Here is a 15,510-nt window from a genome sequence, read left to right as displayed (position 1 = left end):
CTGATCCATGGCTTGCAACACCGGTGCCCGCCGGGCAGCGCCAGCAACTCGGCGGCCAGACGCTGCCGCTCGAGCTGGCGCAGCGGCCGCCGGGACCGAGGGGACCGGCCGGCCCCTCGGTGCTCCTGGCCTGCTTCGCTCAGCCAGCGTGGACGGGGGCGTGATCGAAGAACCGGTGCTCGTCGTTGATGTGGATCTCCCGCACACCAGGGTAGGGACGGGGGAGCGGGTCGTTGGTTGCGGCGATGACCTGACAGGCGTAACCGTCGGCCGAGGGGTCATCGGCGATGGAGATCAGCGTGTCGATCAGACGCAGACTAGTGTCCTGGTCGAGACCTGTCGCGCCCAGGCCGGCCAGAGGCGAGTCGATGATCAGCAGAGGAGGGACCCGGACCAGGGGATCCACGCGGCCGAGGTCACGCAGGGCCAGTAGCAGCGCGACGTTCGTGGCAGCCCTCGGGCTGCCTCCAACCGAGCTGTCGGCGAACGTCTTGTCGACATCGCCGTGCTCCTTGGCCCGTGTGGTGAAGTCCAACGGATCGATGGAGGCGGCCTCGACAGCCGGGTTGATCTGACGCAGCCGCTCCAGGAAGAACTGCGACCAGCGACCGGTAACCTCCTTTCGGCGTACCTCCTGGGCGCTCTTCACGGCGTCGCGGGCGGCCTGCGCCTGCTCCATTGCTTCCTTCGCCGCCGCGACGGCCGTCTCCTGGGCGCTGATGTAGTCGGCGTCCTGAAGACGCCGCTTGAGCTGGGCCACGTCCCGGCTCAGACCATGGGCGTCCTTCTCCGTCGACTGAGCAAGCGTGCGGGCCGAAGCGACATGGTCCCGGTCGTAGGCATCACGCGCGGCAAGCGCATCCGCTGCGGCCGTTTCCGCCTCCTGCGCTGCCTGCGCCACGGTCGTCATATCCTCCTGTAGCGCCTTAACCTTCGAAGCCAGCCGCTCCGATCGCGCCCGCGCGGTGGCGATCTGCCGTTCACGCCGGTCCTGGCCGCCGGGGTGGACCAGGCCGCACTGCGGACACAGGCCGGGCGCCCGCTCGGGCAACACCTGCCCGCAGTGGGAGCAGTCCTGCGCCGCCGGGTTGAGCAGCGCGCCGAGCTCGCCCTCCGTCCGGGCCTGATCCGCCATGACCCGGCTCAGCTTGCCCTGGACCACCTCGGCCTGCCGCGCAGCCTTCCTGCGCTGCTGGTCCGCCGCCTTGTGCAGGGCAACCAAGCGCCCGTGTTCCCCCACCGCCGCGGTCAGCGCACCGGCTGCCTTCTGCCAGCGACCGGCGGCAGCCTGGTGCTCACGCTGCTTTTGCTCACACTCGGCGCGCACACTGTCCGGATCGGCCAGAGCGCCGGTGTCACGGAGCTTCTTGAACTGCCTCAGCGCAGATTGGGCAGCCCGAAAACGGCTTTCAGTCTCGGACGCGTTCTTCTCCAGACCCGCGAGCTCCTCGTTCCACAGCCCGAGCACCACTTCCAGCGCAAGCACGCGCGATGCGTCCTTGCCCCCGCCGAGGAACTCCGAGGCGATGGTGTTCTGCCGCAACGCCATCACAGTGGTGTAGAACTCATCCAGCCCAGCACGTGACGTGCCGCGGACCGCGGCCGACAAGCCGAGCAGGTCCTGCACGAACGCGCCCGCCGTCATCTCCGTGGCTTTCGACGACGTGACCGCAAGCGAACGCTCGATCGCGCGGGGATCGTCGAGATTTTTCAGTGACACCCGCGCCCGCGGATCCGATCCGCTGCGCGTTGCCTGCCAGCGCACCCCGGCGACGCGGAACACCAGGCGCAGATACTGACAGCTGCGCACCTCCGGCATGACCGTCGCCGTCGTCAGCCCCAGCGGATACAGCAGAGCCTCCACAGCGGTCGACTTCCCCGCTTTCGAATGCCCGACCAGGAAGGTCACCAGCCCCTTGAAGTAGCGGGCATACCAGACCCCGCCGCGCTGGAACTCAAACCGTTCGATCACCAACGACGGGCCCACCGGCGCTCCTTTGGCCACACGTATACGTCGGTAGAGGAAACGAACGCCTGCCGACTGGGTGACGCACGCACCCTGCTGCTTTCCACCAGCGACCAGCCAGTGCCCGGCAGCCCGCCGCACTACGTCAGAGCAGACCCCGGACCGCCAGTAGGGCAAATCCCCAACGATGCAGCCGGTAGCGGGCACCGCCCCGCAGGCCACGGTGCAGTTGCTGCCAGCCCCGGCCGGGCAGCCCTCACCTGCTGTCACCCGCAGACCCCCGGCTCCGCGATCACCATGCGACGGAGCTGCCCGCACAGGCGTGACGTCCCCCTGCCTCAGAGCAGTCGACCCAGCACGGCCCGCCATCTTTGACGCCCTTTCGGATCGATCGCTAAAGTGCATGCGCAATCAGATAACAGAGTTCGCATGTGATGGGGGTGGAGGATGGGCATGTTGCTAACAACCGGACAAGCAGCAGAGGAACTCGGCTTCGCCGTCACGACATTCCGGCGCCTCATCCATGCCGACCTGCTCCCCGGGCTTTCCCAGCGTGGAGTCCGGGTCATGACCCCCCTCAGCGTCGTGCAAGCTCTCAGCGCGCGCCGCCACGCTCCCGTGCACCAGCTTGACGCCCCAGAGATCGCTGTCCTGCGCGTTGACGCCGCCCAGCCCGCGCACGACGACGACCGGGACTGGATCGGCTTCGCCGCCACGCTCAGCCCCGACCACCTCGTGAAGGCGCTGCGCGGCTGGTGGCGGTGCGACGCGGCGAGTGTCGCGGCCGGAGGAGTGCTGCCGGTCACCCTGTCGGGCTACGTCGTGGCCGTGCTGACCGGCCTTCAACGGTGGGAGAAGAACTTCGCCGGCAAACACGCCTTTCCCGAAGCCCGCCTCGCGGGCTACGTGACCGATCTTGCCGCTCCGACGACAGTGATCACCTCCGATCTCGACGGCGACCGCAGGCTTGCCGAGTTGCTGCTGGGCACGCGGCTTGCCTCCCACTCGGGCGGGGCCATCGCCTACGTCACCACGAACACCGCTACTACTGGCTGAAGCCGCTTCGGACAAGGAAGCCCCGATGGACGCACAGAGCTACAACGCAGCGCTGGCCGATCTACGCGGCGTGCGGGACCAGATCAAGAAGACGCGGGCCGCGCTCGCGAAGCTGGAAGCGGACCGGGACAAGCAGATCGTCCAGCTGGCCTCCTACGAAAAGGCGAAGGCGGAGCGGATCGCCCCGGCGGCCGGCCTGGGTGTGGCCGATGTCGTCGCCCTCGCCCCCAGCCTGGCCCCCGACAGTCTCGCCGTACAGCAGGCCCCGCAGTCGCCGGCACCGAAGCCGTCCCCTGTGAAGGCTCCTTCCGCGGCCGTGGCGTCCCTGCCGACGCAGACACAGGCCGCTCCCGGTCCCACAACAACCCCCGCTTCCGCAGGCACTGCTGCCCCCGAGGCGCACACCGTGTCCTCGGAGCCGCCCGCAGCACCCTCGGAGGCGCGGCGGGAGCTGCCGTCGATCCCGGCCGGTTCCAGCGGTGACGCCTGGTTCACTCACACCACCGGTCTGGTCTCCACCAGGCCGAACTTCACCCAGCAGGCCCGCTCCACGGTCTTCCTGGACGCCACCACAGGGGTCCTGGTCCACCGCAGCCAGACCCACCATCTCGACCTCGCCGGCCGGTCGGCCGCCGACATCCTCACCGCCGTCTTCCACACTGTCCCCGAGGACGTGGAACGCATCTACATCACCGCAGGCGACCCCTGGCACCGGGACGCCGACCGCTACCCCTACCTCCGCGACGCGGTCGCCGCCTGGCTGAACGCCCCCATCGCCGGCTGGCGCACCGACACCGGCCGCGGCCGCGACCGCATGGCCGGACACTTCGTCCACGCCCGCAACCCCGTCGGCCGCTACCAGTCCGCAAGTGGCGACCACCACGTGGAGATCCGCTCTGTGGGGGAGTGGTTCGACACCGACGGCGACGACCCTCACACCGTTCGCGATGCTTTCGTGCTGCTGTGGCAGGCGCTGCGCCGCCACTGGGACGACGCGGTGATCATGGGCTCCCCCTCCCAGACTGGCCGCGACCTGTGGACGCGCACCATCCCCACCCGCGGCCAGCACGCCGACGGCTTCCCCGTCCTGTCGGAAGAACTGCGCGGCCTGCTCCACGCCACAGCTGGGCAGGGCCGCAACGAGCTGCTCACCCCGCCCCGCGTTCCCGAGCAGCTGCCCCAACTCGTCGAGTACGACCGCACCTTCGCCTACGCCAAGCACACGTGGAAATCCCCCGTCGGCGCGCCCCGCCGCATCACCGCCACCACCTTCGCCGCCTGGAGCGAGAAGGAACAGATGCGGGCCCTGTACGGGTGCGGGCACTGGCAGGTCCGCGTCACCGTCCCCGACACCTGGAACCATGTCGGCCTCCTGCCGGCACCCGCCCCCGGAGACCGCGCATGGCACTATCCGGCCACGCCCGGGACCACCTTCACCACCTGGGCCGGTGGCCCCGAGATCCACACCGCCCTGACCAACCCGATCCAGCCGTGGAAGGTCGAGATCCTCGATGGCATCCTGTGGGAGGACGGCAAACCGCTGGACGACTGGGCCAAGAAGCTGAAAGAGACCTGGACCAATCTCTCCGCCCAGGCCCACTTCCAGGGCGATCCCCAGCAGGCCCGCGCCGCCCACCTGGCCTCCCGCGCCGTGCGTTCCATCCTCCTGTACGGCATCGGCTCCTTCGCCCAGCGCCCTCGCATGGTCACCGGCACCACCCCCCGCACCCTGGAGCGCGACGTGCCCCCGGACGCCGAAATCATCGGCTTCGACGACGAACTGATCACCTGGCAAAAGCCCACCGGATTCGCCCGCGACCCCAACGCCCACCCCGAATGGGCCGCCGCCATCTGGTCCGCAGCACGCGCCGCCCTGCTCACCCAGCGCCACCGGGACGACGACACGTACGCCGGTGCCCTGCACACCCCGCCCGGCACGGTCGTCGCCTTCCGCACCGACGCCCTCTACCTCACTCAGCCCCACGACTGGCCGTATCACCATCAGCCCGGCGACTATCTCCTGCGTGGCCGCCTCACCGGCCCCGTCACCGCCCCCACAAGCGAAGAAGAACTCCTTACGCTGCGGGAGGCCGGACGCGCGGCCCTCACTGCTGAGCGGGAGGCCTGATGCCGCGCCGCCCCCGCCGCCAGCCTCAACCCCAGCCCGAGTTGAACGAAGCAGCACATCTCGCCGACCGGCTCCGAGTGGTCGGCTACACCAAACGCGACATCGCCCGCATCATCGACCGCGACCCCTCCCTGGTCTCGCAGTTCTACACCAAGAACAAGGGAGCGGCCTTCATCCCCGCCCTCCGGCAGGTTCTCGCCGCCGTCGAGACCGGCGGCATCACCGACCTGCCCGAACTCGCCGCCATCGCCGCCCGCCACACTCAGCGGCGTACCACCGCCTCCGGCGCCCGGGCTCGGGTGCGCACCAAGGCCGTCCTGATCACCCCCACCGGCTCCGGCACCGGCCGCGTCGGCGCCCAGGCCATCGCCTCCGGCTCCGCCCGCCTGCGCCCCTTGATCGCCGAAGCCGCCCGCCGGGGCCTGCGCCTGGCCTTCACCGTGCGCCTCGCTAAGACCGGCTACCTGCACCCTTCTGGCAGCCGTACCGACTCACCCGGCATCCGCCGCGACGTCATCCAGCGCGCCGACCACAGTGAGGAACGCTCCTACGGCTCCGCCCAGACCGGCGGCTTCGACGCCGCCGACTTCGCCCGCCGCGTGGACGCCGCGGGCGGCGACGTCACCGCGGCTGTGCACCAGTGGCTGGTGGAGACCGGCCGCATCCGCCCCGACGCTCAGATCATCCACCTCGAAATCCGCACCTGGCGCCCCCGCTGACAGGCGTCGGACAGCGCCCTCAGTCTTGCTGGCTGGCAGCCTCGTCGAACTGTGCCTCGGCCTCCGGCCCACCCGCCGGCTCCGGTGCGGGGGCGGTGTAGAAGACGGACCTGCCCTGCTTGCTGCGCTCGGCCTGGCTCTTGGCCACGAGTCCCTCGAGCGTGACCCGCACGACCTTGGTCGTGATCTGGCGCTCCGGATGGGCCTGGCCCAGGGCTGTGGAGATCTCCGCGGCGGAGCGCGGTTCCTTCGACTCGGCGAGGTGGCGGCGGATGAGCTCGACCAGGGTGGGCTGGGCCGCCGTCGTGGCACCCTCCGCCTTGGCCGCGGACTTCTTGGCGGCTGCCTTTTGCGGCGCGGCGGCGGACTTGGCCGCCCTCTGCTTCCCGCTGCGCGCGGCACTGGCCTTCTTCCTGGGTGAGGGCACCGTGGCACTCTCGGAAGTGGCCGCAGGCTCGGCCGGGGCTTCGGTGATGCCAAGGGCCTGTCGCATGTTCACCAGCACGGTGTGGTCGTGCTGCAGGGCAGCCAACTGCTGTTGCAGGGAGGCGATGTCCGCCGTGATGCGTTCCTGCTCCTTGACGTTGCGTTCGAGGTCACCGGTCACCTGAGCGGCGTACTGCGATGTCAGTTCAGTGGCGGGAGTGGTTGTCTCGGGCATGGGTACTGACCTTTCCTCGGTGAACCAGCGTGCTGCGGGGCTGCACCAGATGAAGTGACACCCCTTCTCGGGCGGGTGTTGGCGCTCAGCAGGGACGCCGCACGTGCCGCACGATGCCTTGGCGTACAGATGGTACGGACGAACAGCGCCAGTTGTTCCGCCACGCTATGTTGGCGTGCGTGCCTGCGGCTGGGGCAGTTGCCAGAACACCGCGTCGGTCTCCCGGTTGTGATGCCATGCCCTCAGGGTGCGCGTGGTCACCAGCCGGTCGAGCAGTTCTCCGGTCTGCTGCGGGGAGTGCCCGCACAGGCGGGTGAGGATGTCCATGTCGGTGCTGTGTTCGGGCCGGGCACCGGTGTGCGCGGCCAGCACGAGAGCGGTCAGCCGCAGTGCGGGCGCCGTGGCCGGCAGGACCAACGGCACCGGCCGCAGCGCCCAGTCGGCAGCACGGCAGCGGGTACGACGGCCGGGCGCCTGGTCCAGCACTGTGGCATCGAGGAGCCGCACCTGCCACGGCAGCGTACGCACGTCCGGCAGCTCCAGCCAGCCGGCGTGGGCCAGCTCCAGCCATACGTCGCGGTTCTGGCGCAGGCGCATGCCCCGCAACAGGCCCGCCGACAGCCGGACATGGGCGCGGGTGTCGGCACGCAGCGCGCACTGCACGGCCAGCAGCCGGGCGGCGGGGGAGGTGAAGCGGGGCAGCGCGGTGCCGAGGTACGTCAGCATTTCCCGCACCCGCTCCCGCTCCTGGACCCCGGCGTGGGACCGGCGCGCGGGCGGGGGCGGGCCAGGAGAGGCATGCGGCCGCAGGGAGCCGGAAAGGGTGTCGGGTACCACGGCCGTGTTGCTGGTCGCCGCGGCACAGGCCGCGCAGGTGTCGGCCAGCCGCCAGGCGCGGCCGCTGCGGTCGCGGGTGAGGGCCAGCAGCACCGGTCCCGCGCAGCCGCGATGACGCGGATGCCACCGGCAGCCCCGGGCCCGGCACTGGCAACTGCGCAGATAGGTGGGCAGCGCGTCGGCGCGGGCATGGCAGGCCAGATGAGCCAGGACGGCAGAACGTGCGGAGGCCCCCGTGAGCGCAGACGTGTGAGCGGCGCAGGCGGGGCAGACGAGAGCGGGGCCGCCCGCTCGCGGATGCAGTTCGACTGTCCAGATGCGCCGCACTGCTGCGTGCGCGCCAGCGAGCCTCATGGGCTGGTCGTCCTCCCGTCTGTCCGTGCCCGAGGTGGTGGGTGCCCCGGCGCATCACAGGGCCGGGAAGACGCACGGTAGTGCAGAGTCCTGCACCTTGAATGCCGCACTCACCACCCAGACAAATAGTGCAGAGGTCTGCACTGACAGGGCAGGGGTCTGCACCGTCGGATGGTGGAGTGACGATCTTGCCGCCCGATCCCGACCTCAACGCGCTGCGCATGACGCTGGTGCGCCTGCGGGGCGAGCGCGGCTGGACCTACGACGAACTCGCCGACCGCAGCGGCCTGGCCCGGCGCACCCTCATCGACCTGGAACACGGCCGCACCAGCGGCAGCGTCACCACCTGGCACACCCTGGCCCACACCTTCGACGTGCCCATCGAGCACCTCCTGGGCACCCTCTGCGGCGACCACATCCCACCCGGCACCCACGGCCCCTGACGCCCCGGCGCGCCGGCCTCGGGTCCTACCGCGAATCACCCGATCGGAGAGCAAGCATCGAACGTGAGGACGCTCGCAAGATCGTCTGTTCGGTGCCGCTAGGCTGGTCGAGGGACATGAGCCCCGCGGTGTTGCCTATCCTCGCGTGTCGCCTGGCACGGTCCGGGCCATGTGCCCCACGCCCGCCCCCGACGGCCGCCACTGGGACGGCAGCCCCCGCGCTCTCCGCCGCCCCCGAACGCTCCGGGTGACCACCATCAGCCCCAGCCGCCTGCTGCGCGCCGGACAAACCGGCCGCTGCCGCCACTGCGGCAGCCGCATCGACCTCTACCCGCGTTCCGACCAGCGGCCCATCGCCCTGCACCCCGCCGAACTGACCGTCACTGACGTCCCCGAATCCTGCCGCTGGCACCTCAGCGGCGGCATCGCCTACCCGCACGGCGACAACAGCGCCTGGTGCCGCATCCCGCATGCCGTGCTCTGCCCCCACCGCACCCCCACCTGCCAGCCAGGCCCCCGCCTCGAGGCGATCCGCCGCCAACTCGCCGTCCACACCCGCCGCCTGATCGACACCGGGGCCCTCACCCCCGCCCCACCCGCCACCCCGCAGCCCGACGCCCCCCAACCCAGCGGACCCGACCGCCCCGTCGTCCAACTGCTGCTGTGCCGCTACCTCGCCCAGCAGCGGCTCGAGGACCTGCGCTGCGTCGCCCAGACCCGCCACCGGCACCGCTGCCCCCACCCCGTCCTCGCCCCCGCCGGCCCGACCGGGATGTGGAAACTGCTGCCCACCACCGCCCGGCACGGCCAACTCGCCCTGCCCGATGCCCTGATGGCCGTCTACGACCTGGGCCACCTCTCCTACGGCGAACAGCTGCGTTGGCGCACCCAGCGCTGCCCGGCACACGCCACTGCACCCTGCGCCGCCGACCTCGCCTTGGTCTGCTGGGAACCCTTCGACCCCCTCCTGCACGCGGCACACATCCACACCCGCCTGCCCCATTCCTCGCCCCGCCCGCACCGAAGGGGATGACCGGTGCCGCACCACGCCCTGGAAATCACGCTGACCCGCCCCCTGCCCCCGCCCGTCCTGCAGCGCGCCGCCCGCCGGCTGCGCCGCCGCTTCGGCACCCGGCTGCCCATCGACGTGATCACCACCCACTACCCGGATGCCGACCACAGCGTGCTGCTCAACATCGCCTTCCCGCCCGCCGTGCACGCCGCCCTGACGGCCGGCGCCCGCCGCGCCCAGCAGACCCCCGAGCGCTTCCTGGAACTGGCCGTGCACCGGGCCCTGGCCGAGCACGCCGACCGGGAGACCGAGCGCCTCGACCACGCGGTACGCCACCTGCTGGCCCACACCACCCCCGCCTACCTGCTGGCCGCCGTCGGGCACGCACTCACCCGACTCCCCGAGAGGCCCACCCTGTGAACCCCACCGACGAACAGACCGCAGCAGCCGACGCCTTCCACGCCGGCCACCACCTCGCCCTGCAGGCCGGCGCCGGCACCGGCAAGACCACCACCCTCGCCATCCTCGCCCGCGCCACCACCCGCCGAGGCCGCTACCTGGCCTACAACCGGGCCATCGCCCAGGACGCACGCACCCGCTTCCCCGACACCGTCCAGTGCAAGACCGCCCACGCCCTCGCCTACGCCGCCGTCGGCCACCGCTACACCAGCCGCCTGAACGCACCCCGCCGCCCGGCCTGGCAGACCGGACAAGCCCTCGGACTGACCAAAGCCGTCCGCATCGGCGACCGCGAGATCTCCCAACGCGCCCTGTCCAACGCCGCCCTGCGCACCGTCGCCCGCTTCTGCCACACCGCGGACGAGGCCATCACCCGCCACCATGTTCCCCGCCTGCGCGGTCTGGACGACTGCGACCTGCATGCCCAACTCGCCGCCCACGTCCTGCCGTTCGCCCGCAAAGCCTGGGCCGACCTGCAGCACCCCGACGACGGCGCCGTCCGCTTCGACCACGACCACTACCTCAAGATCTGGGCCCTGACCCGGCCGCGCATCCAGGCCGACTTCCTGCTGCTGGACGAGGCCCAGGACACCAACCCCGTCGTCGAACAGATCTTCCTGGCCCAGCGCGGCCACGCCCAGCTCGTCCTGGTCGGCGACTCCGCCCAGGCCATCTACCACTGGCGCGGCGCCAAAGACGTCATGACCGGCTTCGACGGCACCCACCTGACCCTGTCCCAGTCCTTCCGCTTCGGCGCCGAACTCGCTCGGGAGGCCAACCGCTGGCTGCATTTCGCCGACGCCCCGATCCGCCTCACCGGCACCCCCGCCGTACCCACCGAACTCGGCCCCGTCACCCAGCCGGACGCCGTGCTGTGCCGCACCAACGTCGGCGCCATGGCCCAGGTCATGACCCTCATGGCGGCCGGCTACCGGGTCGCCCTGGCCGGGGGAGGAGACAGCCTGCAGGCCCTGACCCTCGCGGCCCGCGACCTGAAGCAAGGCCGCCGCACCCACCACCCCGAGCTCATCCTCTTCCCCTCATGGGGCGATCTGCAGGACTACGCCGCCCACGACCCGGCCGGCCGCGACCTGCAGCCTCTGGTCAACCTCGTCGACACCCACGGCACCGACGCCATCCTCACCGCCGTCGCCCGCCTTGTCCCCGAGTCGCACGCCCAGGTCACCGTCTCCACCGCCCACAAGGCGAAGGGACGCGAATGGCCCCGCGTGCTCATCGCGGACGACTTCGCCCGTCCCCAAAACGACACTCCTGACGAGCAGACAAGCACCGCGACGGCACCCGACCCCATCGACGACGCCGAAGCCCGCCTGGCCTACGTGGCTGTCACCCGTACCCGCCAACGCCTCGACCTGGGCGGACTGTCCTGGATCCACGACCACCCCGACAAGGCTCACAGTCCCTCACAAGTCGCATCCCCGGCGTGAGGTCATCGCATCCGGGAATCCCTACCAGATGAGGGCGAATCCGCCGGACAAGCACTCGGCGTTCAAGAGCGAAGCAGTGCCGTGGGGGAGCCGAGGCGACCTGGATTGAGCCGTCACCGTCGCAGGCAGGGCGGAGCCGGGCAGCAGGCGGCGCCGCTCACTCAGCCCTTTCCGGCGGCTCGGCATCGGCGGGCAGGGGCCGACGTCCAGATCTGTTCCGACGGCCTTGTGGCGAAGCTCGTTGACCAGGGGCTCGGTTGCGACCACGCGGTCGGGATGACGGGCGGCGATCCTCAGGGTGAGCGCCCGGGCGAGGATCATCGCGATAATCGCCGGGCTGGCCGGGCCGAAGCTCCCGCTGGGTGATGGACCGCTGCACACAGATGCGCGTGATCACGTCGTCTGACATGACGAGTCGCTGCTGGTGATGCAGCCCGGACACCCGGAAGCGGGATGGGCGTGCATGATCCCCAGGCCCGGCCGCGGCCGTTCTGCTCGACCGGTGCCGGACCGGCCGCGCGCGGTAGGCCCGGACCGACACCGTCTGCCGGTGCGGCTGCTCGAACATCTCCTCGTCCTTGAACCAGGCAGACGTTGTGCAGCAGACAGTGCGGCGCGCCCGGAATCCAGATCGCCGACCTCTTGGTCCCCGCGCCCCGGATACGCGCTCCCTATCTGCCGCGGTCGAGGCGCAATCCGCAACCACTGGTGAGTTCTGCTGAGTTCCAGTACGCCGCCGAGGGTCGGGGCGCCCGGGGCGCCCAGGAAGGCCGGAACCGGACGGTATGCGACAGCTATCACGCCCGGCGAACAGCAGGCTATGCAGTCACCGCTCCGCCCCGGCGGTGCTCAGCATGTTCTTGCCCTGGTGTTGTGGGGTGCTGGGCCGCTCCAGTGGGCTGCTGGGGTGGGTGAATTGGCGTAAACCGCCCGGCTGTTGCCTGTGGCACCTCTAGTATGACGGTTCGTTCCGGGCGCTCGCCTGTCTCGCCCGCACGCGCTTTACCCGCACGTCCCACCCCTCTCCGGCCGGCGAGGGGAGATTCGGAGCCGTTAGACCGTGTACCTCACCCGTTTCTCCGCGTGCGGTTTCCGCTCCCTGGCACGCGTGGAGGACATCCCGGTCAGCAGCCCGACAATCCTGGCCGGCCGTAACGACGGGGGGAAGAGCGCGGTGTTGACCGCGCTGGCCTTTCTGCTGGGCCATCACCGTCTGACGGAGGAGGACCGGACCTACGCACAGGGCGAGGGCGCCGCGAAGGGCCGCTGCGGAGAGACCTGGGTGGAGGGTGTCTTCACCCTGGACGCCGGTGAGCAGGCCGTCGCGGCCCTGCCGCCGAGCGTGCGGATCCGGCGTGTTGCCGAGGAAGGGCAGGCAGCCCAGTGGCAGTACTTCGGCTCCCAGCCGGCCGACAGCCGGCTGCACGATCTGGGACGGATGCTGAAGAACGACCTCGCTGCACTCGTCGCGGAGTTCGGACTGTCACCGGCCGGTTCCCTGAGAGGCGATCTCCTCGAGGCCGTCACGGCCTACGCTGCCACGGCACCGCAGGTAGAGCAGTGGATGCCCCTGCCCAGACAACTCCAGGAGCGGCTGCCTCGGCTGCTGCCGTTCGGAGGCAAGGACGAAAGCCCCGACGATGCCGTGCGTACCGCCCTGAACAGCTGTTACGAGACCCTGCTTGAAGACGACACGCTGCAGGGGCGAGTACGGGAGATCGAATCGGAGATCACTCAGCGGCTGGAGAAGGAGGCTGATTCGCTGTGCCAGCACATCCGTCAGCACTGCGGTGACTTCGTCGGTGTGCAGGTCAAGCCCGAGGTGTCTTTCAAGGGCGGTTTCAAGCGTGCCCCGCTGGAAGTCTCCAAGGCCGATGGCGAACCGGTCGACCTCACCCGCTCTGGCCAGGGCAGTAACCGGCGGATCGCACTGGCCGTGTGGGAGTGGACCAGCAATCTGCTGGAACACAGCGGACTGGCCGCCACCACGGGCGAGGCTGAGGAACAGCAGGAGCCGACACAGACCATCGTCGTCTACGACGAGCCTGACACTCACCTCGACTACCGCCACCAGCGCACCGTCATGGACATCATCCGTAAGCAGTGCGCCCTGCCCCACGTCAACGTCATGGTCGCCACCCACTCGATGAACCTCATCGACGGTGTCGACATCGCCGACGTGGTTCACCTCCGCCTCGACGACAGCGGCCGCACTGCCGTCGAGCGCCTCACCGACGATTCCCACGACGGCATCAACTTCCACCTGGGGCAGATCGCCGCCGCAGTGGGGCTGCGTAACTCCGTCCTGCTGCACGAGCGCTGCTTCCTCGCCGTGGAGGGACCCACCGAGCAGCAGTGCCTGCCCCTGCTCTTCCGCCTGTCCCAGGGCCTCTCCCTCCAGGCGGCCGGCATCGCTCTGTGGGCCTGTGGCAACAACGAAGGAGCCCTGCTCCTGGCCGGGTATCTGGTCAGGAACCGCCGCACCGTGATGCTGATGGTCGACGCCGACAGTCGCAGCAACAAGCAGTTCAGGCAGGAAAGGCTGATCAAAGCCGGCCTCGACCTCGCCACCCAGGTCACCTGGGTGGGCGAAGCGGAGGGCTACAACGAACTCGAAGAACTCTTCACTGACACACAGTGGGCCGCAGCCGCCAATACGCACTGGCCCCGCCCGCAGAGCAACGACTGGAAAGCTGAGGACTTCACCGCGCACCGGGGAGGCAAGTTCAGTTCCCGCATCCTGACCATGATCAAGGAACAGGCGCAGCACACGAGCCCGGATGGCAAGGGCGACATGCTCTACGCGCTCGTGTCCACGCTCACCACGGCCGACGACGTCCCCACCCAGCTGAGGAAAGCCTTCAACGACGTGCAGGCTTTGGCTTCCTGACCGCATCGTGTGCCCGCCGCCGCAGCATGCGTTCCTTGCGCTGCTGCGTCGTCGGAGCCGTCCAGGCATGCCAGCCGACCTCCGCCACATACTGCCGGCCATGTCCGCGTTCTTCGATTCCGCACCAGCGGCACCCGCTCGGCGCCATGGTGGAATCAGCCCCGGCAGGACGCGATATCGCCATCACATCCTCCTTCCCCCTCTGCTTATCTTGCCTCCTGCCACTGACAATCACCCGCTGGCGCCAGCCGGCCCCGCAAAGCCACCAAGGGGAGCCGCATCCCTGTCCGCAGCCTCCACCTGCCCAGCTTTCACCTCCGATATCGGGAAAACCCCCCGCCGCGCGCAGCTCAGTGGTTACGGTCTGTACTCATGCGGTTCTTGCACACCTCGGACTGGCACCTGGGGCGCCGGTTCCACGAGGCTGATCTGATCAACGCGCAGCGCGCCTTCCTTACCCACATCCACCACACGGCCCGCGAGAGGGACGTCGACGCCATCCTCGTGGCCGGAGACATCTACGACCGTGCCATTCCCAGCCTGGATGCCGTGCGCCTCTTCGATGGTGCGCTGAGCCAGTTCGCCGACCTGCGCATCCCCATCATCGTGATCAGCGGCAACCACGACTCGGCCCACCGGCTCGGCGTCGGCGCCAGCGTCCTTGCCCGGGCCGGCGTGCACCTGCGGACCGACCCGGCCACCGCCTGCACCCGCCCGGTCCTGCTGGACGACGAGCACGGCACCATCGCCGTCTACGGCATCCCCTATCTCGAGCCGTCCCTGACCCACGACGACCTCGAGGCCGACAAGAGCCACCAGGCGGTGACCACCGCAGCCCTGGACCGCATCCGCGCCGACCTCGCCACCTACCCTGACGGCACCCGCAGCGTCGTCGTGGCCCACGCCTTCGTCGCCGGCGGCGAACCCTCCACCAGCGAGCGCGACATCACCGTCGGCGGCCTCGACTACGTCTCCGCCAGCGCCTTCACCGGCATCGACTACGCCGCCCTCGGACACCTCCACGGCGCCCAGAACGTCAACGACCGCATCCACTACAGCGGTTCACCGCTGGCCTACTCCTTCTCCGAAACACACCACACCAAATCCCTGACCATCGTCGACATGGCCGGCGACGGCACCGTCACTCTCACCCTCGTGCCCACACCCGTCCCGCGGCCGCTGGCCTTGCTGAAGGGCACCCTCGAAGACCTGCTGACCAACCCCGCCCACGAGGCGATGACCGGCAGCTGGCTCCAGGCCACCCTCACCGACCCCGCCCTGCCGTACGAGCCGATGGCCCGGCTGCGCCGCCGCTTCCCCCACACCCTGCGCCTGCTGCACGAACGCCCCGACCATCTGCAGCAGGCCACCGACCGCCCCACCTACACCCAGCGCCTGCAAGGCCGAGGCGACCTCGACATCGCCTGCGACTTCATCAAGAAAGTCCGCGGCGACGACCCCACCCCCGCCGAACACGCCCTGCTGCGCCGCGCCGTCGAAGCCACCCTGCACACCACACACCAGGAGACCGTCTAAA

12 protein-coding genes are annotated in these 15,510 nt (G+C 70.1%); 9 read left to right on the top strand and 3 right to left on the bottom strand.

Annotated features, from left to right (window positions below; translation table 11 throughout):
• Positions 1-139: 139 nt before the first annotated feature.
• Positions 140-1,987: a sbcc family protein gene (locus tag ACFPZJ_RS38130; RefSeq protein ID WP_381031453.1), complete on the bottom strand. Its 1,848-nt coding sequence runs from the start codon at positions 1,985-1,987 to the stop codon at positions 140-142.
• Positions 1,988-2,413: 426 nt separating this feature from the next.
• Here ACFPZJ_RS38130 and ACFPZJ_RS38125 point away from each other — a divergent pair, with 426 nt between their 5' ends.
• Genes ACFPZJ_RS38125 through ACFPZJ_RS38115 form a run of 3 tightly spaced genes read left to right on the top strand, consistent with a single transcriptional unit; the run spans position 2,414 to position 5,869 of the window.
• Positions 2,414-3,022, top strand: a complete 609-nt coding sequence (locus ACFPZJ_RS38125; RefSeq protein WP_381031452.1) for a DNA-binding protein — start codon at positions 2,414-2,416, stop codon at positions 3,020-3,022.
• A gap of 25 nt (positions 3,023-3,047) precedes the next feature.
• On the top strand, positions 3,048-5,150 hold the full coding sequence (locus ACFPZJ_RS38120; RefSeq protein ID WP_381031450.1) for a hypothetical protein: 2,103 nt from the start codon (positions 3,048-3,050) through the stop codon (positions 5,148-5,150).
• Positions 5,150-5,869, top strand: coding sequence for a helix-turn-helix domain containing protein (locus tag ACFPZJ_RS38115; RefSeq protein ID WP_381031448.1), 720 nt, complete (start codon positions 5,150-5,152; stop codon positions 5,867-5,869). Before ACFPZJ_RS38120 ends, ACFPZJ_RS38115 begins: the two co-directional genes overlap by 1 nt.
• 19 nt (positions 5,870-5,888) lie before the next feature.
• On the opposite strand, the gene ACFPZJ_RS38110 is transcribed toward ACFPZJ_RS38115, so the two are convergent.
• Both ACFPZJ_RS38110 and ACFPZJ_RS38105 read right to left on the bottom strand, forming a co-directional pair.
• The gene (locus tag ACFPZJ_RS38110; protein ID WP_032769649.1) at positions 5,889-6,530 is read right to left on the bottom strand and encodes a hypothetical protein; all 642 of its coding nucleotides are present in this window, start codon (positions 6,528-6,530) and stop codon (positions 5,889-5,891) included.
• A gap of 165 nt (positions 6,531-6,695) precedes the next feature.
• Positions 6,696-7,460, bottom strand: coding sequence for a hypothetical protein (locus ACFPZJ_RS38105; protein WP_381031446.1), 765 nt, complete (start codon positions 7,458-7,460; stop codon positions 6,696-6,698).
• Between the two features lie 440 nt (positions 7,461-7,900).
• On the opposite strand from ACFPZJ_RS38105, the gene ACFPZJ_RS38100 reads away from it, so the two are divergent.
• The 6 genes from ACFPZJ_RS38100 to ACFPZJ_RS38075 all read left to right on the top strand — a co-directional run bounded on the left by ACFPZJ_RS38100 (position 7,901) and on the right by ACFPZJ_RS38075 (position 15,509).
• Positions 7,901-8,164 carry a helix-turn-helix transcriptional regulator gene (locus tag ACFPZJ_RS38100; protein ID WP_381031445.1) on the top strand — a complete coding sequence of 88 codons (264 nt, stop codon included), beginning with the start codon at positions 7,901-7,903 and terminating at the stop codon, positions 8,162-8,164.
• Positions 8,165-8,333: 169 nt separating this feature from the next.
• Complete coding sequence (locus tag ACFPZJ_RS38095) at positions 8,334-9,197, top strand: DUF6083 domain-containing protein (RefSeq protein WP_381031443.1); 864 nt, start codon at positions 8,334-8,336, stop codon at positions 9,195-9,197.
• A 3-nt stretch (positions 9,198-9,200) separates the two neighbouring features.
• Positions 9,201-9,596 (top strand): hypothetical protein, encoded by a 396-nt coding sequence (locus tag ACFPZJ_RS38090; protein WP_381031441.1) that lies wholly within the window; start codon positions 9,201-9,203, stop codon positions 9,594-9,596.
• Positions 9,593-11,083, top strand: coding sequence for a UvrD-helicase domain-containing protein (locus ACFPZJ_RS38085; protein WP_381031439.1), 1,491 nt, complete (start codon positions 9,593-9,595; stop codon positions 11,081-11,083). The genes ACFPZJ_RS38090 and ACFPZJ_RS38085 overlap by 4 nt, the downstream gene beginning before the upstream one ends.
• A gap of 1,108 nt (positions 11,084-12,191) precedes the next feature.
• On the top strand, positions 12,192-13,973 hold the full coding sequence (locus tag ACFPZJ_RS38080) for an ATP-dependent nuclease (protein WP_381031437.1): 1,782 nt from the start codon (positions 12,192-12,194) through the stop codon (positions 13,971-13,973).
• Between the two features lie 372 nt (positions 13,974-14,345).
• Positions 14,346-15,509 (top strand): exonuclease SbcCD subunit D, encoded by a 1,164-nt coding sequence (locus tag ACFPZJ_RS38075; protein ID WP_381031436.1) that lies wholly within the window; start codon positions 14,346-14,348, stop codon positions 15,507-15,509.
• Position 15,510 lies beyond the last annotated feature (1 nt).

The organism is Streptomyces bullii, assembly GCF_042657145.1.
GTDB classification, from domain to species: Bacteria; Actinomycetota; Actinomycetes; order Streptomycetales; family Streptomycetaceae; genus Streptomyces; species Streptomyces bullii.
The sequence above is the reverse complement of the archived record's forward strand: the minus strand, read 5'-3'. Positions and strand labels throughout refer to the sequence as shown.

What these genes read in the sequence shown, in the direction of transcription:
- ACFPZJ_RS38125 (WP_381031452.1), top strand. Translation starts at nt 2,414, where the DNA reads ATGGGCATGTTGCTAACAACCGGACAAGCAGCAGAGGAACTCGGCTTC.
- ACFPZJ_RS38120 (WP_381031450.1), top strand. Translation starts at nt 3,048, where the DNA reads ATGGACGCACAGAGCTACAACGCAGCGCTGGCCGATCTACGCGGCGTG.
- ACFPZJ_RS38115 (WP_381031448.1), top strand. Translation starts at nt 5,150, where the DNA reads ATGCCGCGCCGCCCCCGCCGCCAGCCTCAACCCCAGCCCGAGTTGAAC.
- ACFPZJ_RS38110 (WP_032769649.1), bottom strand. Translation starts at nt 6,530, where the DNA reads ATGCCCGAGACAACCACTCCCGCCACTGAACTGACATCGCAGTACGCC.
- ACFPZJ_RS38095 (WP_381031443.1), top strand. Translation starts at nt 8,334, where the DNA reads ATGTGCCCCACGCCCGCCCCCGACGGCCGCCACTGGGACGGCAGCCCC.
- ACFPZJ_RS38075 (WP_381031436.1), top strand. Translation starts at nt 14,346, where the DNA reads ATGCGGTTCTTGCACACCTCGGACTGGCACCTGGGGCGCCGGTTCCAC.